This is a genomic window from Bisbaumannia salifodinae, assembly GCF_055388505.1.
In genome coordinates this window covers 3,280,632-3,298,416 of the sequence record NZ_AP043781.1, presented here as the reverse complement: position 1 = coordinate 3,298,416, position 17,785 = coordinate 3,280,632, and the positions used below count along the sequence as shown (strand labels likewise).

Sequence of the window (17,785 nt, the reverse complement as noted above, 5' to 3'; positions counted from 1 at the left end):
ACTCTCTCCTGTCGAGTATCCTGTGCTGCTATCAGGCCACGGCCCGGGCGGTCGCGACGCCCAGCGCCCGGTCGTCGGCGTCGAACAGATGCACGTGCGCCGGGTCCGGCACCAGGGCCACGCGCTGGCCGACCTGCCACTGGCTGGGAGCCTCGCTGCGGTGGATCAGCAGGGTCTCGCCGGCCTTGGGCTCCAGGTAGACATAGACCTCGTTGCCCAGGTACTCGACGTTGACGATCTCGAAGGCGTTGTCGCCGGAGGCCGGCGCCAGGGCCAGGTGCTCGGGGCGCACGCCCAGGGTCAGCGCCTCGCCGGTGGCGTGCTGGGCGGTGTCCTGAGGCAGGGCCAGCTCATGGATGCCGGCGGTACGTACCCGACATCCCTCGTCGCTTCCGGCGACGAGCTCGGCGGGCATAAAGTTCATGGTCGGCGAGCCGATAAAGCCGGCCACGAAGCGGGTCGCCGGACGCTGGTAGAGCTCATGGGGCGTGCCCACCTGCTCGACCCGGCCGGCATTGAGCACCACGATCTTGTCGGCCAGGGTCATGGCCTCCACCTGGTCGTGGGTGACGTAGATCATGGTGGAGGCGAGGCGCTGGTGCAGGCGGGCGATCTCGTTGCGCATCTGCACGCGCAGCGAGGCGTCGAGGTTGGAGAGCGGCTCGTCGAACAGCAGGATGCGCGGCTCCCGGGCCATGGCGCGACCCATGGCCACGCGCTGGCGCTGGCCGCCGGAGAGCGCCTTGGGCTTGCGCTCGAGCAGCTCCTCGAGCTGCAGGATGCGGGCGGTGGCCATGACCCGCTCGTGGACCGTCTCCTTGGCGGCCTTGGCGAGCTTGAGGCCGAAGGCCATGTTCTCGTAGACGGTCATATGCGGATACAGCGCATAGGACTGGAAGACCATGCCCACGCCGCGCTCGCGGGGCGGCAGGTCGTTGACCACCGTCTCGCCGATGGAGAGCTCGCCGTCGCTGATCGATTCCAGCCCGGCGATCAGCCGCAGCAGGGTCGACTTGCCGCAGCCGGAGGGGCCGACGAAGACCACGAATTCGCCGTCGCCGATATCCAGGTCGACGTCCTTGATGATATGGGTGCTGCCGAAGACCTTGTTGACCTTGTCGAGGGTGACGCTTGCCATGGGGTGTCTCCTTGCCGGCCCGGTGGTGGGTTTCCTCGCCCGGGCCGGCCTGTTGTTATGAGTGTGGCTCAGAGGGCGAAGTAGGCGGCCTGGTAGGGAGGCAGGCGCAGGGTCTCGCCGTCGAGCTCGGCGCTGAAACCATGTCCCTCGAGGGCCTGGTTCACCGCCATCGGCAGCCGGGTCTCGCGGGCCTGGCCGGTGAGGTTGAAGACGCAGAGGAGCCGCTCGTCGCCCTTCGTACGGGTAAAGCCGAGCAGTTCCTCGCCGACGTCGATCAGGCTCAGGTCGCCATCGAACAGCGCCGGGTGGGCGGTGCGGAAGGCCAGCAGGCGGCGGGTGGCGCTGAGCACCGAGGCCGCGTCGTCCTGCTGTCGCGACACGGCCAGCGGCAACTGGCGGGCCTCCACCGGCAGCCAGGGCTCGACGCCCTCGGCGGTAAAGCCGCCATTCCCGCTAGGCTCCCAGGGCATGGGGGTACGGCAGCCGTCGCGGCCCTTGAACTCCGGCCACAGCACCTTGCCGTAGGGGTCCTGGATGCGCTCGAAGGGCACGTCCGCCTCCGGCAGGCCCAGCTCCTCGCCCTGGTAGAGGCAGACGCTGCCGCGCAGCGAGAAGAGCATGGCCAGGGCCACCTTGGGATAGGCGAGGGGATCCTCGTCCGCGCCCCAGCGCGTGGCGCTTCTCACCACGTCGTGGTTGGAGAGCGCCCAGCACGGCCAGGCATCGCCGGCCAGGCGCTGGAAACGCTCGATCACCTCGCGGATATAGGCCGCCGAGTGGGGTGCGTTGAGCAGGTCGAAGGTGTAGGCCATATGCAGCTTGTCGCCACCCGCGGTGTACTCGGCCATGCGCTCCAGCGGGTTGTCGTCGCCGATCTCGCCCACCGTGGTGGTGCCGGGGAAGTCGTCCATCAGCGCGCGCAGCTCGCGCAGGAAGTCGAGGTTCTCCGGGCGGCTCAGGTCATGGACATGGCGCTGCCAGGTGTAGGGGTTGCTGTCCGGCGCCCCCAGGGTCTTGGCCTCGCCCGCCGGTACCGGCGGGTTGTCGGTGAGCTCGGCGTCGTGGAAGTAGAAGTTGACGGTGTCCAGGCGGAAGCCGTCGACGCCGAGTTCCAGCCAGAAGCGCATATTGTCCAGTTGCGCCTGACGCACCTCGGGGTGGTGGAAGTTGAGATCCGGCTGGCTGGTCAGGAAGTTGTGCAGGTAGTACTGGCGGCGCCGCGAGTCGAAGGTCCAGGCCGAGCCGCCGAAGATCGACAGCCAGTTGTTGGGCGGTGTGCCGTCCGGCTTGGGATCGGCCCAGACGTACCAGTCCGCCTTGGGGTTGGTGCGGTCGGCACGGCTCTCCTGGAACCAGGGGTGCCGGTCCGAGGAGTGGCTGATCACCTGGTCGATCATCACCTTGAGGCCCAGCGCATGGGCCTTCGCCAGCAGTGCCTTGAAGTCGTCCAGGGTGCCGAACATCGGGTCCACGTCGCGGTAGTCGCTGACGTCATAGCCGAAGTCGAGCATCGGCGAGGTGAAGAAGGGCGACAGCCAGATGCCGTCCACGCTCAGCGAGGCCACATAGTCCAGCTTCTCGGTGATGCCCTTGAGGTCGCCGATGCCGTCGCCGTTGGCGTCCATAAAGCTACGCGGGTAGATCTGGTAGATGACGCCGCCGCGCCACCAGGTCAGGGTATCTTGCATCGGGGTTTCCACGAATGACATGAGACGATTTATCCTTTGACGGCGCCGGCGGTCAGGCCGGAGACGATGCGCTTCTGGAAGATCATCACCAGCACCACCAGCGGCACGGTGACGGTCACCGAGGCGGCCATGATCGGCCCCCAGGGCAGCTCGTGCTGGCTGCCGCCGGAGATCAGGGCGATGGCCACCGGCACGGTGCGCTGGTCGTCGGAGAGGGTGAAGGTCAGGGCGAACAGGAACTCGTTCCAGGCGGCGATAAAGGCCAGCAGCCCGGTGGTCGCCATGGCCGGCCACATCAGCGGCAGGAACACCTTGGTGATGGTCACCCAGGGGGTGGCGCCGTCCATGATCGCCGCCTCCTCGAGCTCCTGGGGCAGCTGCTTCATGAAGGTGGTCAGCACCCAGACGGTGAAGGGCAGGGTGAAGATGGTGTAGCTGAGGATCAGGCCGGCGGGGTTGTTGTAGAGGTTGAGCGAACGGATCACCTCGAACAGCCCGGAGAGCACCGCCACCTGGGGGAACATCGAGACGCCGAGGATCACCAGCATCACCGTGGTGCGGCCGCGGAAGCGTACCCGACCCAGGGCGTAGGAGGCGGTGATGCCCAGCAGCAGGGCGATGAATACCACGCTGATCGAGATCAGGATGGAGTTGAAGATGGCGCGCACGAAGCTGCTCTGGCTGAAGATCGCCACATAGTTGGAGAAGTCCAGCGAATCCAGCCAGTAGCTCACGGTGAACAGCTCGCTGGAGGGCTTCAGCGAGGTGATCACGGCGTAATAGAAGGGGAAGACGGCGTAGATCAGCACCACGGCCACCAGCACCCAGAAGCCGAGTCGGGCGGCGAGCTTGTTGAGTTGGCGTAAGGTCATGTCATTCGCCTCCCAGTTGCAGGCGGTTGCGGCCCAGGTAGAGGTAGGCCACCGTGGCCAGGGCGATGATCAGGAACAGCAGGGTCGAGGCGGCGCTGCCGTAGCCCACGTCCTGGAACTCGACCAGCTGCTGGCGGGCGTAGATCGACATGGTCATGGTGCTGGAGGCGTTGGAGGTCAGCACATAGATGACGTCGAACACCCTGAGGGCGTCGAGCAGGCGGAAGATCACCGCCACCATCAGCGCCGGGGTGATCAGCGGCAGGGTCACCTTGAAGAACACCCGGAGCGGATGGATGCCGTCGACCTCGGCGGCCTCGTAGCAGTCCTTGGGCAGCATCTGCAGGGCGGCCAGGGCGAGCAGCGCGACGAAGGGGATGGTCTTCCAGACGTCGACCATGATCACCGCCCACATGGAGTAGGTGGCGCTGGCGGTCCAGGCGATGGGCGCGTCGATGATGCCCAGCGCCATCAGCAGGTGGTTGATGATCCCGAACTGGTCGTTGAGCATCCAGGCCCACATCTTGGCCGAGACGATGGTGGGGATCGCCCAGGGGATCAGCACCGCGGCGCGCACCAGCATGCGGCCCCGGAACTCGGCGTTGAGGATCAGCGCGACGATGACGCCGAAGACCACCTCCAGCGACACCGACACCACGGCGAAGAACAGGGTGTTCCACACCGAACGCCACCACAGCGGGTCGGTGAGCAGGCCGTACCAGGCGCCGTCGTCGTAGACCAGGTAGTTCTCCAGGCCGATGAAGCTGGCATCGCCCAGCGCCGAGAGGGTGCCGTCGGTGAGGCTGAAGTAGAAGGTACGCAGCAGCGGCCAGCCGGCCACCAGGGCCAGGGCGACGAGCATGGGGGTGAGGAAGGTCCAGGCGGCGCGCACCCGCTGGCGGCGGACCTTGGTGCCGCGATAGGGGCGCGCCCTCGTGGGCGCGCTGGGGGTCGTGGTGGTGGTGGTCATGTCGGGCTCCGAGGGTTATTTCCAGCGGCGTTCGAGGCGACGCAGCTGGCCTTCCAACTGGGCCAGGGCGTCGGTGGCCGACATCTCGCCGGAGAGCACGCTGTGGCTGGTGTCGAAGAAGGCGTTGGAGACGCGGCCGTAGCTCTCGCCGGTCGCCGCCGAGGGGCGTGCCACGGCGTTGGCGAAGGTGTCGTAGAGGGTGCCGAAGAAGGGCACCGCCGCGAGTACCTCCTCGTCCTCGTAGAGGCGCTCGAGGGTCGGGTTGTAGGAGCCCTCGATGGCGCGGCGCTTCTGTTCGGCCTCGCCGGTCAGGAAGGCCACCAGGTCGGCGGCGAGCTCGGGATTCTCGCTGTAGCGGGAGACCGCCAGGTTCCAGCCGCCTAGCGTCGCCGCGCTCTCGCCCTCCGGGCCATGGGGCAGCTTGACCACGCCCACCCGGTCGCGGACCTCGCTATCCTCGCCCTGGGCCAGCGACCAGGCGTAGGGCCAGTTGCGCATGAACACGGCGTTGCCGGACTGGAACAGGCCGCGGGCCTCCTCCTCGGTGTAGTTGAGCACCCCCTCGGGGGTGATGTCGCCGATCCAGCTGGCGGCCAGGTCCAGGGCCGCGGCGGCGTTGGCGTTATTGACGGTGAGGTTGCCCTCGGCATCGACGATGGTGCCGCCGCCGTAGCTGGCCACCCACTCCAGGGCGTTGCAGGTCAGGCCCTCGTAGGCGCGGCCCTGGAACACATAGCCCCAGATGCGGTCGCCGGCCGCCTGCTCGCCGGCCTGGATCTCGCGGGCGATCTCGGTGAGCTGCTCCCAGGTCTCGGGGGGCTCGAAGCCGTATTCCTCGAGCAGATCCTTGCGGTAGTAGAGCACCCCGGCGTCGGTGAACCAGGGCATGGCCACCAGGCGGCCGTCGACGGTGTTGTTCTCGACGATGGCCGGGAAGTGGCCCGCGGTGGCGTCCTCGCCCAGCGTTTCGCTGAGATCCAACAGGTGGTTGGCCAGCAGGCCCGGCCACACCACGTCGACCTGCAGCACGTCGATGTCGCTGGAGTTGGCGGAGAGGATCTGCTGGTAGAGCGACAGGCGCTCGGTGGAGGAGTTGGGGGTAGAGACGATATCGACGCTATGGCCGGTCCGCTCCTCCCAGGCGGCAACGCCCTCCTGGCAGAGGGTCAGCTCGACCCCCACGGCACCGCAGGAGATGGTTAGCTCGGCCGCCTGGGCCTGGCCAATACCGGCAGTGACGGCGCCGGCCAGGGCGATGGCGGTGATCAGGGGCTTCTTGTGCATGGTGGAGATCCTCGTCGGCGTGTCTTTATGGTTTGTTATAAGGCGCATGCAGGGCGCAGAACTTAAACGATTAAGATCGTGGCGCTAAGTAAAGACCATCGAGCGGAGCCCCTTCAACCTAGACTTTTGTCTAGTGATGTCAGTGCCCACTCACTACGCAGCAGGCTAATAATGATGTGGCTCGTAGAATCACCGACATTCCCCTTGTCGGGTTAGACATTGGTCGTAATTTCCCCGGGGTGCGTTGAGCAGGGAATCTGAAACGATTAAGTTTCGATCGTGCTCTCCGCATCACCATGGCGCCGCACTGCGCCTCGGGACTTAAACGATACAGTTCCGCGCGGAACGGATCGGGCAAGGGCCCTGCCTTCGGGGTCATCGCCCCCGGCGCACCATCACGTATAACAATAGGGGAAACAACGGACATGAATGCCGCCACCTTCAAGGCTCCACTCGCCATCGCCATCGCCGCCGCCGGGGTCGCCCTGGCCGGAACCGCCGGCGCCCAGTCGACCGACCTCGAGCAACGCCTAGCCGAGCTCGAGGCGCGTATCGCCGCCGCCGAACAGCGGGCCGATGCCGCCGAACAGCGCGCCGAGCTTGCCGAAGCCCAGGCCGAAGGCCGCCTCACCACCGAGGAGGTGGAGGAGCGCCTGGCCAGGGTCGAGCGCCGGGCCAGCGGGGAGGAGGGCTTCTCCTTCAATGCCTATGCCCGCTCCGGCCTGCTGCTGGGCGAGGATCGCAAGAGCCTTCCCGGCGGACCCTATGTGACCCCGGCGGGCTCCGTGGGGGGCGCCGTGGGCCGCCTGGGTAATGAGCCCGACACCTATGCCGAAGCGATCCTCAACTACCGCATGCGCTTCGATAACGGCGCCCGTGCTCACTACCGCACCATGCTGGCCGACGGCACCACCACCAGCAACGACTGGAACGACGACTCCAATCTCAATGTGCGCCAGGTCTATGCCGAGTTCAGCGACCTGCCGAGCTTCACCGGCGCCTTCGAGAACGCCTCCATCTGGGCCGGCAAGCGCTTCGACCGCGACAACTTCGATATCCACTGGCTCGACAGCGATTTCGTCTTCCTGGCCGGTACCGGGGCGGGTATCTACGATGTCCAACTGGCCGACGACTGGCGCGCCAACTTCTCGCTCTACGGGCGCAGCTTCAGCGACTTCCCGGTCAGTCGCGAGAACCCCGGCCTGACCGACGACACCGACAGCCTGATCCTCACCGCCAACAACTATGTCGGCAACTGGCAGTGGATGGTCAACGGCATCTCGGCCGCCGACAACGACGAGCGGGTCATGGAGGGGGACGGCTATACGGCGGCCGACGACGGCTTCCAGACCATGATCGCCTACCATGGCGACAGCTTCTTCGGCCTGGGGGAGGGCAACTTCAAGGTGGCGCTGCTGCACGGCCAGGGGCTGGGCGCCGAGGTCAAGGGGCTGGGCAGTAACGGCGCCCTGACCGAGGATGCCACCTCGACCCGCATCGGTGTCTATGGCACCACCTACCTGAGCTCCAACTGGCGCATCGCCCCGGCGCTGCTGGCCGAGACCAGCGAGGACCGCTTCGCTTCCGGCGACAGCTACGAGTGGGCCACCCTCAACCTGCGCCTGGCCAACGAGATCACCGAGAACTTCGAGATGCAGTACGAGGGCAGCTACCAGTACATGGATCTCGACCAGGGCGCGGGCGGCAACGCCGTCAGCGGCAACTGGGGCAAGCTGACCATCGCGCCCACCTTCAAGCCCCAGGTGGGCGGCTTCTGGCAGCGTCCGGAGATCCGGGCCTTCGCCTCCTACACCGATTGGGACGAGGAGTTGAACGAGTTCGGTGGCAGCTTCGGTGACGAGGGCTTCACCGGTGGCCAGTGGAGCTTCGGCGTGCAGACCGAGGTCTGGTTCTAAGCCCGCCGCACTCACAGCTTGCCGTTTCGATCTTGCCCGCGTCCCCGGACGCGGGCTTTTCTCGTTTCGGGCGGAGGCAACTCCCGCCCTACAGGGAGGGGAAGAACTGCCTCCGGCGTTGCTACAAGGAGAGAAAGAACAGGATCAGCGGTGGCGGGATCGGCTGAGAGTGGCGAGAGGAAAAGCCGCTGACCACGGCGATGGGCACGCAGGCCACGCCGCCGTACTGCTGGGTGAACTCTGGAAAGCGGCAGGGAAAGTTCTTACAGCGACAGGAAGAAGAGAATCAGCGGCGGCGAGAGCAGCGAGAGGATAAAGCCGCTGACCACGGCGATGGGCACGCAGGCCACGCCGCCGTACTGCTGGGTGAACTCTGGAAAGCGGCAGGGGAAGTTCTTACAGCGACAGGAAGAAGAGAATCAGCGGTGGCGAGAGCAGCGAGAGGATAAAGCCGCTGACCACGGCGATGGGCACGCAGGCCACGCCGCCGTGCTGCTGGATGACCGGCAGGGTGAAGTCCATGGAGGTGGCCCCACCATAGCCGATGGCCAGGGCCGCATGGCGGCGGATCAGCAGCGGGATCAGCAGGAAGGCCAGCAGTTCCCGGGCCAGGTCGTTGAAGAAGGCCACGCCGCCGAGCAGGGGGCCGAGCTGGTCGCCGATCAGGATGGCGGAGAGGGAGTACCAGCCGAAGCCGGCGGCCATGGCCAGGCCGTCGCTCCAGCTCAGGCCCAGCAGGGGCGCGGCCAGCAGGCCCGCCAGCAGGGAACTCGCCGCCAGGGTGGTGGCGATGGCCAGGCCGAAGCGGTTGAGCAGGATTTGTCGCAGCGGCATGCCGGAGTTCCTGAGCTGGCAGCCGATCAGCGCCAGCAGGGCATAGAGCACCCATTCTGCCAGGGTCTCGGCCCGAAGGAACAGCGCCTCGCCGAGCCAGGCGCCGGCCACCAGGCCCGCCGCCACGCCGAGGATCACCACGCCCAGCAGGGCCAGGGAGCCGCCCAGGGCGGCCAGCTTGCTGGTGGGGGCGCCCGCCACCACCCGGGAGGTGCCGGCGGTCAGACCCAGGCGCCGGGAGAGCCACCACAGGGCCAGCAGGTTGCAGGCGCCGGTCACCGCGAAGAGGGCCAGGGCCTGGCCGCCCATCCGCGACAGCTGGCTGGCCAGGTCCTCCAGGCCCGCCAGGCTGACTCCCATCAAGAGCAGGATCACATAGACCGAGGCGTTGACGCCGCGGTTGATTAGCCCCAGCAGCCCGGCATGGCGCACCGGCACCAGGTAGCCCAGCAGCAGGGGCAGCAGCACGATCAGCAGGCCGGTCAGCATGGCATCTCCATCGCAGGGGGGATCGTCCCGAAAAAGGGGCTCACTTTAGCGATAGACGGAAATAAAGAGAAATGATTTTCCCTGATGCACGATAAGCAGGGCTACTGTCCGATCACTCCGTGATCTCCAGGGAATCCAGCCGCAGATGGCTCTGTCGCTCGCCGTCCCGGTGATACTCCACGTCCAGCAGCAGGCCCGGCAGTCGGGGGTGGAAGGCGAAGAAGAAGCGCCGCTCGGGCTTGTCGGGGTTCCAGGCCTCCAGGCGGGTTGCCTGAACCGTCTCGCCGCTGGGCAGGCGCTGGGCGACGGGGGCCAGGGGGCGATAGTCGAGCCGCTCCTCGCGCCCCTTGTGATCGACGAAGCGGATCGCGCAGGGGGGATTGGCCTGGCAATGGCCATTGGCGGCGCGGCGGGAGAGCTCGATCAGCGCCGTCTGGCGATCGGGCAGCTCGCGCAGGGCGTCGTGGCCCAGGCGGTAGCTGCCACCGATGCCCAACAGGCGGTAGCCGCTGCTGTAGGCGCTGGCGGCCAGGGCGTCGCCGTCCAGGCGAAAGCGGCTGCGCTCGTGGCCGGAGGCCAGGCGAATGGCGGCGCGCATCTCGCTCTGCCACCAGTCGCCGTGGCGGCTCAGCCGGTGACTGACCCGGGCATCGGGCCAGCCGCTGACTTGCAACTGATAATCGGCGACGAAGGGACGCGGCTGCGGGGCATCGGCCCGGGCCGGGGTGGGTGGCAGCAGGGCCATGATCAGCAGTGCCAGGGTCAGCAGAGCCAGGGCGAACCGCCGGCCGGCCGGTGGCCGACGGCGGGTTTGATCGAGGTGGGGCATGGCGACTCCTTTCCCTGATGGTGGGGCGCCGAAATAAGAGTCTCGCTTGGTCACCTCGTTCCCGCCAGGGCCGATATTGCGCACTCTCTGCACGTTTCTTCGTGGTGAGTTAGCCGACCTCTCGACGCAGCCGCTCCAGCCCCGGGCTAAGCGCCACCGGATACTCCTCCTCGTCGTCGCCCCGGGGGTCGAGGCGCTTAAGCGTACCGGGCAGGGCCGCCAGCGAAGCGGCGACCCGCTCCCGTGCGGTATCGGCCAGGGCCACAAGATCGCCGTCGACTCGCCCGTCCTTCACCAGGGGGACCAGCAGGGGCTCGCCCTCGAGCCCTGTTTCGTCGCGGCGGGCCAGGGTATCGCCGATCAGGCGGCCGTCGTCGTCCCGGCGTCGATAGACCTGCTTGGGGCCGGGCAGGTTGACCTTGCCGGGGGAGTGCTTGACCCGCGGTCGGCCGGCATAGGCCACCAGCTTGTAGGCGAGGTCGATCACCGGGGCATCGGCGCTGACGCCCAACTGGGTGCCGACGCCGAAGCCATCGATGGGCGCGCCCTCCGCCACCAGTTCGGCGATCTGGTATTCGTCCAGGCCGCTGCTGGCGATGATCTTCACTTCTCTATGCCCCGCCGCGTCGAGCCGCCGCCGGGCTTCCTTGGCCAGGTCCCCCAGGTCGCCGGAGTCGAGGCGAATGGCGCCCAGGCGCCGCTCGGGGTGGGCCTCGAGCAGGGCGATCACCTGGTCGACGCCGGCCAGGGTATCGTGGGTGTCTACCAGCAGGGTGGTATTCGGGTAGTAGCGGGCGAAGGCGGCGAAGGCCTCGGCTTCGTCGTCGTGGGCGAGGATATAGCTGTGCGCCATGGTGCCGCGCAGCGGCAGGTCATGGCGCAGGCCGCCCAGCACATTACTGGTGCCCTCCAGGCCGGCGGTGCGATAGGCGCGCACCCCGCGCAGGGCGGCATCGACGCCATGCATGCGACGCAGGCCGAAGTCCACCACCGGGCGGCCCCGGGCGGCGATCACCAGGCGCACCGCCTTGGAGGCCAGCAGCGTCTCCAACTGCACCAGGTTCATCACCAGGCTCTCCAGCAGTTGGGCCTCGGCGATGGGCGCCTCCACCTCCAGCAGGGGCTCGTCGGCGAACACCGGGGTGCCCTCCGGCAGGGTCCAGATATCGCCGCTAAAGCGCCACTCCCCGAGCCAGTCGAGGAAGGCCGCCTCGAAGAGGCCGGTGGCGGCCAGTTGGGCCAACTGGGCCTCGCCGAAACGCAGCCGGGTGATCAGGGTCGCCGCGTGCTGCTGGCCGCAGGCCAGCATAAAGCGCCGGGTCGGCGGCAGCCGGCGGAAGAAGAGGCTGAAGGTGGCGCGCTCGGCCATCGCCTCCTTCCAGTAGGCCTGGGTCATGGTCAACTGGTAGAGGTCGGTGAGCAGGACCAGCTCGGTCTCCGAGACGTCCAGGGGTGCCGTCATGCCAGCACCTCGACGCCGGCGTGGCGCAGCTTATCGAGACAGGCCTCGCGGCCCGCGGGCTCCACCGCCGCGCTGGCCTCGGCCAGCAACACGGTGGCGAAGCCCGCCGCCACGGCGTCCAGGGCGGTGGCGCGGACGCAGACATCCAGGGCCAGGCCGCAGACCACCACCCGGCGAATGGCATGACGCTGCAGGAAGCCGGCCAGGCCGGTGCCATCGAAGGCGGAGTAGGCGTCGGCATCGAAGGCGCAGGCCTTGCTGACCCGCACCGTCCCCTCGGGCAGGGCCAGGTCGGGATGGAAGGCGGCACCCAAGGTGTCCTGGACGCAGTGGGGCGGCCAGGGACCGCCCTGCTCCCGGAAGCTGACGTGCTCCAGCGGATGCCAGTCGCGGCTGGCCACCACCAGGGCGCCGGCCTCGGCGGCGGCGCTTATCTCGGCGTTGATCGAGGGCACCAGGGCCCGGCCACCGGCGACGGCCAGGGCGCCGCCCTCGCAGAAATCGTTCTGCATATCCACCACCAGCAGGGCGGTGTCGGGGCCATAGGTCACGCGAGTCATGGGAAGCCTCCCGAGTCTCCTAGCGTGTACCTATCAGCCTACGCCGCGTCGGTGATGCTGTGTAGGGGCCCGGGCGACGACTTGGGATGTGGGCGAAGCGAGGCAGCCTTGCTGGAATTGCTAAGGGGCGCTGGGGGTAGGCCGGAGCGGAGCGTCATTATCAGGGACGAAAATGCCGAGCGCCCATGGATGGGTTCACAGCGTCTCTGCGAAGTGCCTACCCCCAGGTTAGCCCCGGGCCTCGAGATCAGAAGGGGCCCAGGGGCAAAAGGGAAATCAATAGCCGGCATCGGGGTCGATCGTAGCCAGCGGTTTCCCCGCCTCGAAGGCCTCGAGGCTCTCCACGACCTGGTCCAGGGCCGCACCCAGGGGGGTGGGACCGGCCATATGCGGGGTGATCCACACCCGCGGATGCGTCCATAGCGGGCTTTCGGCGGGCAGCGGCTCTTCCGGGAAGGCGTCGAGCAGGGCGCCGCGCAGCCGCCCCTCGGCTTCGCCAGGCCCCAGGGCCGCGAGCAGCGCCGTCTCGTCGATCAGGGTGCCGCGGCCAGGGTTGATCAGGCTGGCTCCCGCCGGCAGGCGCGCCAGGGCCCGGGCGTCGATCAGCCGGTGGGTGGCCGGGGTGTCCGGCAGCAGCAGCACCAAGCTCATCACCTGGCCCAGCAGGGCCTCGAGCCCCGCCTCGCCGTGGTGGCAAGCGATGCCCTCCAGCGACTTAGGGGTGCGGCTCCAGCCGTGCACCGGGAAGCCGTCGGCGGCGAGGGTCTCGGCCACCCTGGCACCGATGGCACCCAGCCCCAGGATCCCCACCGGCCAGTCGCCCTTGTCCACCATGGCGTGTTCGCGCCACTCGGCGCAGGCCTGCTGGCGGCGGTAGCGGTCGAAGTCGCGCTGGAAGTGCAGCACCCCATAGCGCACATAGTCGGCGATGGGGCCCGCCATGCCGGCATCGCGCAGCTTGACGATGGGCACCCCCGAGGGCAGGCCCGGGTTGCTGAGCAGGGCATCCACCCCGGCGCCCAGGTTGATGATGCCCTTGAGGCGGGTCTGTTCGCGCAGCAGCGCCGCGCTGGGCTTCCAGACCACCAGGTAGTCGGCGTCGCGGCGCTCGGCCTCGGCACTGGTCACCACCCGCGCCCCGGGCAGCCGTCCGGCCAGGGCGTCGCGCCACTGCTCGGCGTCGTCGCTATGCACCAGGATCTTCATCGTGACTCCTTGTTCAGTAGACGACCTGCATCATGGGGGGCGGGGCCTCCTCCAGCAAGGCCGCCAGCCGGGTCAGGCCATCGCGCAACCGCTTGATATCCTGCTCCGCCCCCAGGCTCAGGCGCACCCGCCGCGGCGGCGGGGTCTGCTCCACCATAAAGGGGACCGCCGTGGTAATGGAGAGCCCCTCCTGTTCGGCCTGTTGCTGCAGTTCCTCGGCGCGCCACGCCTGGGGCAGGGAGAGCCACAGGTGCAGGCTGCTGGGGCGCGACCGGAAGGGATGGCCGGCGAGCACCTCGGCGGCCAGGCGCTGGCGCTCGGCGAGCAGCTCGCGCTGCTCCCGGGCCAGGGTCTCCAGGGTGCCGTCGGCCAGCCACAGGTCGGCCAGCTCGAAGATCAGCGGCGTGGCCATCCAACTGGTGGCGCGCAGCCGCGGCAGGGTGTGGTGCACCTGCTGGCGGGGCACGCTCAGGTAGCCGGCGCGCAGCCCCGGCAGGGTCGCCTTGGTCAGGCTGGTGACATGAAAGCCCTGGCGGGGCAGGCGGGCGCACAGCGGCGTCAGGCCGGGGGGCTCCAGCAGGGCATGAACGTCGTCCTCGATCAGCCAGGCCCCATGACGCGCCAGCACTTCGGCCACGGCGTCGCGCCGCGCCTCGCTCATGGTCGCGCCGGTGGGGTTGAGCTGGGTGGGGGTCAGGCACACCGCCCGGGGACGAAAGCGCCGGCAGGCGGCCTCCAGGGCCTCGGGCACCACCCCTTCCTCGTCGATGGCCACCCCGCGTAGCTGGAAGCCCAGGGTGCGGGAGAGGGCGATCAGGCCATGGTCGGTGAGGGCCTCGGTGAGCACCAGATCGCCATGCTGGACCACGGTGGCGATGGCCAGCATCAGGCCATGGGCGGCGCCGTTGCAGAGGATGCGCTCCTCGACCCCGCCAGGCACCTTGAGGCGTCCCAGCAGCCACTCATTGGCCCGCTCGCGCTGATGGGGCAGGCCGGCAATGGGGCGGTTGGCGGCCAGCACATCGGGGTGGGCGCGCTCGGCCAGCTCCACCAGGGCCTCGCGGAAGCGCCGGTGGTGGCGGGGCGGACACACCGGGTGGGCGATGGAGAGGTCGATCAGCGGACTCTCCAGGCGTGGCTCGGGGCTGCGCAGGTACTCCGACTCGCGGGCATCGTCCAGGGCATTGACCCAGGTGCCGCTGCCCACCCGGGCCTGCACCAGTCCCATCTTCTCGGACTGGGCATAGGCCCGGGAGACCGTCTGCACGCTGACGCCCAGGGCCTCGGCCAACTGGCGATGGGGTGGCAGCCGCGTGCCCGGGGGGAGATCGCCCTGACGGATCGCCTCGGCCAGGGCCTGGGCGATATCCAGGTACTTGGGGCCCTCATTGCTGAGGTAGGGAGTCAAGTCAATTGTCATGATCCAATAAAGCCTTTGACGGGGAGCTCGGCGCCAATGCTAGTATCCACCCTAAGGTGATTGACCGGCAATTGTCATGCAAAATGTTATGAAAACTCATGACAATGATAACCACCGGTTTGCTAGCGCACCCCGCGGCTCGGCGGCCATCGATGGAGGGCCGGCCGGTTTCGGCGATCTTTGATGGACTTCACGACGCCATGATCGAGGTTTCACTGCCCTTTACCCGTGAGGAGTACGCCAACCGCCTGTGGAAGGTGCGTACCGAGATGGCCAATCGAGGGATCGATATGCTGCTGATCAGCGATCCCTCCAATATGGCCTGGCTGACCGGCTATGACGGTTGGTCCTTCTATGTGCACCAGTGCGTGCTGCTGGGCCTGGAGGGCGAACCGGTCTGGTACGGTCGGCGCATGGATGCCAACGGCGCCCTGCGCACCTGCTGGATGGACCCGGACAACATCACCTACTACCCGGATTACTATGTGCAGAATCCGGACATGCACCCCATGGACTACCTGGCCCAGTCGATCATCCCCGATCGCGGCTGGCACCAGGGGGTGATCGGCATGGAGATGGACAACTACTACTTCTCCGCCAAGGCCTACCAGAGCCTGCTGCGGGAGCTGCCCCATGCCCGCTTCCTGGACGCCAATGCCCTGGTCAACTGGTGCCGGGCCATCAAGTCGCCCCGCGAGGTGGAGTACATGCGGGTGGCGGCGAAGATCGTCGAGGGCATGCATACGCGGATCCTCGAGGTGATCGAGCCGGGGCTGCCCAAGAGCAAGCTGGTCTCGGAGATCTACCGGGTCGGCATCGAGGGCTGGACCGACGAGACCGGCCGGGTGTTCGGCGGCGACTACCCGGCCATCGTACCCATGCTGCCCACCGGCAAGGACGCGGCGGCGCCCCACCTGACCTGGGACGATACCCCCTTCCGCAAGGGCGAGGGTACCTTCTTCGAGATCGCCGGGGTCTACAAGCGCTACCACGCCCCCATGTCGCGCACCGTCTTCCTGGGCAAGCCGCCCCGGGACTTTATCCGCGCCGAGTCGGCGCTGCTGGAGGGCATCGAGAATGGCCTGGCGGTGGCCAAACCGGGCAACCGTACCGCGGATATCGCCATGGCCTTGGGCGCGGCCATGGACAAGTACGGCTTCGACCGCGGTGGTGCCCGCTGCGGCTACCCCATCGGCATCAGTTATCCGCCGGACTGGGGCGAGCGCACCATGAGCCTGCGCCCCTCCGACGAGACCATCCTCGAGCCCGGCATGACCTTCCACTTCATGCCCGGCCTCTGGGAGGAGGAGTGGGGCCTGGAGATCACCGAGAGCATCCTGATTACCGAGACCGGCTGCGAGACCCTGGCCAACTTCCCGCGCCAGCTATTTGTCCGCTAGGCGCCCGATCCGCCCCGCGCCCGTAGAGAACAAGGAGAGACAAGACAATGACCAAGCGTCCCAGCCCCATCTCCGCCACCGTGGATTTCGCCGCGGATGGCGTCCAGCACGGCTACCTGAAGCTGCCGATCTCCAACGACGAGTCGGCCTGGGGGGCGGTGATGATTCCCGTCGCCGTGATCAAGAACGGCGAAGGCCCCACCGCCCTGCTCACCGGTGGCAACCATGGCGACGAGTACGAGGGCATCACCGCCCTGCTGAAGCTGGCCAGCGAGCTCGAGGCCGAGGATATCCGGGGCCGGGTGATCATCGTCCCCACCATGAACGCGCCGGCGGCCCAGGCCGGCAAGCGCACCTCGCCGCTGGATGGCGGCAACCTCAACCGCAGTTTCCCCGGCGACCCGGACGGCAGCGTCACCGAGCAGATCGCCGACTACTTCACCCGCGAGCTGGTGCCGCTTTCCGATGTGGTGCTCGACCTCCACTCCGGCGGCAGCACCCTGGATATCGTGCCCTTCGCCGCCTCCCACCACCTGGAGGACAAGGCCCTGCAGCGCCGCGCCCTGGAGGGGGCCATCGCCTTCGGCGCCCCCACCGCCATGCTGATGTTCGAGCTGGATGCCACCAAGCTCTTCGATACCGCGGTGGAGAGTCAGGGCAAGGTGTTCGTGGCCACCGAGCTGGGTGGCGGCGGCACCACCACCCCGGAGCGCCTGGCCATCACCGAGCGCGGCATCAAGAACTTCCTGATCCACTTCGGCCTGATGGACGGCGAGGTGACGCCCCCCGCCGAGCCCCAGGTCTATGTGGATATGCCCGACGCCAGCTGCTATGTGCAGAGTGAGCACAGCGGCCTGCTGGAGCTCACCGTGGCGCTGGGCGAGCGGGTCGCCAAGGGCCAGTTGATCGCCCGGGTCCATGACCTGACCCGCACCGGCGCCACCCCCGTGGAATACCATGCCGGCCGCGATGGTATGCTGGTGGCACGTCGCTTCCCCGCGCGGGTCAATATGGGGGACACCATCGCGGTGATCGCCGAGGTCGTCGATCGACTCGAGGCCTGACCTTCACCGTAACCCCGGGGCTACCCTGGGGACGGCCTTCGCAAAGACGCTGTAAACCCGTCCATGGGCGCTCGGCATTCTCGTCCCTGATAATGACGCTTTGCTCTAGTCCGTCCCCGGCGCCCCTCAGCGATTCCTACTGTGAGAGCTTGGCCGAGGAGCCTAATGAAGCTTGACCGTTACGATCTGAAGATCCTCGAGATCCTGGCCAGGGATGGCCGCATCACCAAGTCGCGCCTGGCCGAATGCATCAACCTCTCGGTCAGCCCCTGCTGGGAGCGGGTCAAGCGCCTCGAGAAGGCCGGTATCATCGAGGGCTATGGGGCGCGGATCAACGTCCGGGTGCTGGTCAAGCGCACCCCGGTGTGGGTCCAGGTGGAGCTCAAGGCCCATAACGCCGAGAGCTTCCAGCGCTTCGAGACGGTGGTGCGCGAGACCCCCGAGGTCACCGAGTGCGTGGCGGTGGGCGGCGGCGTCGACTACCTGCTCAAGGTGGAGGCGGACTCCATCGACGCCTACCAGCGGCTGATCGACGGCTGGCTCACCTCCGAGGTGGGCATCGAGCGTTACTTCACCTATATCGTCACCAAGCAGGTCAAACACGCCCCGCCGCCCCTGGAACTGATCTCCGACTAGCCCCTGTCATCGGGCCC

The 17,785-nt window shown here is 67.8% G+C and carries 15 protein-coding genes; 4 read left to right on the top strand and 11 right to left on the bottom strand.

Annotation, left to right across the window (positions count from 1 at the left end):
• Positions 1–31 precede the first annotated feature (31 nt).
• The 5 genes from ACZ5EF_RS15405 to ACZ5EF_RS15385 form a co-directional block, all read right to left on the bottom strand.
• Positions 32–1,138 (bottom strand): ABC transporter ATP-binding protein, encoded by a 1,107-nt coding sequence (locus ACZ5EF_RS15405; protein ID WP_346061734.1) that lies wholly within the window; start codon positions 1,136–1,138, stop codon positions 32–34.
• Positions 1,139–1,206: 68 nt separating this feature from the next.
• Complete coding sequence (locus ACZ5EF_RS15400; protein ID WP_346061735.1) at positions 1,207–2,826, bottom strand: alpha-glucosidase family protein; 1,620 nt, start codon at positions 2,824–2,826, stop codon at positions 1,207–1,209.
• A gap of 29 nt (positions 2,827–2,855) precedes the next feature.
• Positions 2,856–3,698 (bottom strand): carbohydrate ABC transporter permease, encoded by an 843-nt coding sequence (locus ACZ5EF_RS15395; protein ID WP_346061736.1) that lies wholly within the window; start codon positions 3,696–3,698, stop codon positions 2,856–2,858.
• Position 3,699: 1 nt separating this feature from the next.
• Positions 3,700–4,668 (bottom strand): carbohydrate ABC transporter permease, encoded by a 969-nt coding sequence (locus tag ACZ5EF_RS15390; RefSeq protein WP_346061737.1) that lies wholly within the window; start codon positions 4,666–4,668, stop codon positions 3,700–3,702.
• A gap of 15 nt (positions 4,669–4,683) precedes the next feature.
• The gene (locus ACZ5EF_RS15385; protein WP_346061738.1) at positions 4,684–5,952 is read right to left on the bottom strand and encodes an ABC transporter substrate-binding protein; all 1,269 of its coding nucleotides are present in this window, start codon (positions 5,950–5,952) and stop codon (positions 4,684–4,686) included.
• Between the two features lie 425 nt (positions 5,953–6,377).
• On the opposite strand from ACZ5EF_RS15385, the gene ACZ5EF_RS15380 reads away from it, so the two are divergent.
• On the top strand, positions 6,378–7,868 hold the full coding sequence (locus ACZ5EF_RS15380; protein WP_346061739.1) for a carbohydrate porin: 1,491 nt from the start codon (positions 6,378–6,380) through the stop codon (positions 7,866–7,868).
• Between the two features lie 396 nt (positions 7,869–8,264).
• Here the strand turns inward: ACZ5EF_RS15380 and ACZ5EF_RS15375 are convergent, their stop codons facing one another.
• From ACZ5EF_RS15375 to ehuR, 6 genes are all read right to left on the bottom strand, one after another.
• Positions 8,265–9,191, bottom strand: a complete 927-nt coding sequence (locus tag ACZ5EF_RS15375; RefSeq protein ID WP_346061740.1) for a LysO family transporter — start codon at positions 9,189–9,191, stop codon at positions 8,265–8,267.
• A gap of 112 nt (positions 9,192–9,303) precedes the next feature.
• Positions 9,304–10,020, bottom strand: coding sequence for a hypothetical protein (locus ACZ5EF_RS15370; RefSeq protein ID WP_346061741.1), 717 nt, complete (start codon positions 10,018–10,020; stop codon positions 9,304–9,306).
• Positions 10,021–10,129: 109 nt separating this feature from the next.
• Entirely contained in the window at positions 10,130–11,482 is a 1,353-nt protein-coding gene (locus ACZ5EF_RS15365) for a nicotinate phosphoribosyltransferase (protein ID WP_346061742.1), read from the bottom strand.
• Positions 11,479–12,042, bottom strand: coding sequence for a nicotinamidase (locus ACZ5EF_RS15360; RefSeq protein WP_346061743.1), 564 nt, complete (start codon positions 12,040–12,042; stop codon positions 11,479–11,481). Before ACZ5EF_RS15360 ends, ACZ5EF_RS15365 begins: the two co-directional genes overlap by 4 nt.
• 276 nt (positions 12,043–12,318) lie before the next feature.
• Positions 12,319–13,248 (bottom strand): 2-hydroxyacid dehydrogenase, encoded by a 930-nt coding sequence (locus ACZ5EF_RS15355; RefSeq protein WP_346061744.1) that lies wholly within the window; start codon positions 13,246–13,248, stop codon positions 12,319–12,321.
• A gap of 13 nt (positions 13,249–13,261) precedes the next feature.
• Positions 13,262–14,668, bottom strand: coding sequence for a MocR-like ectoine utilization transcription factor EhuR (gene ehuR / locus ACZ5EF_RS15350; protein ID WP_346061745.1), 1,407 nt, complete (start codon positions 14,666–14,668; stop codon positions 13,262–13,264).
• A 200-nt stretch (positions 14,669–14,868) separates the two neighbouring features.
• Here ehuR and doeA point away from each other — a divergent pair, with 200 nt between their 5' ends.
• The 3 genes from doeA (at position 14,869) to ACZ5EF_RS15335 (ending at position 17,768) form a co-directional block, all read left to right on the top strand.
• Positions 14,869–16,068, top strand: coding sequence for an ectoine hydrolase DoeA (doeA, locus tag ACZ5EF_RS15345; protein WP_346061746.1), 1,200 nt, complete (start codon positions 14,869–14,871; stop codon positions 16,066–16,068).
• A 47-nt stretch (positions 16,069–16,115) separates the two neighbouring features.
• Positions 16,116–17,132 (top strand): N(2)-acetyl-L-2,4-diaminobutanoate deacetylase DoeB, encoded by a 1,017-nt coding sequence (gene doeB / locus ACZ5EF_RS15340; protein ID WP_346061747.1) that lies wholly within the window; start codon positions 16,116–16,118, stop codon positions 17,130–17,132.
• A 165-nt stretch (positions 17,133–17,297) separates the two neighbouring features.
• Positions 17,298–17,768, top strand: a complete 471-nt coding sequence (locus ACZ5EF_RS15335) for an Lrp/AsnC family transcriptional regulator (protein ID WP_346061748.1) — start codon at positions 17,298–17,300, stop codon at positions 17,766–17,768.
• The last annotated feature ends 17 nt before the right edge of the window (positions 17,769–17,785 follow it).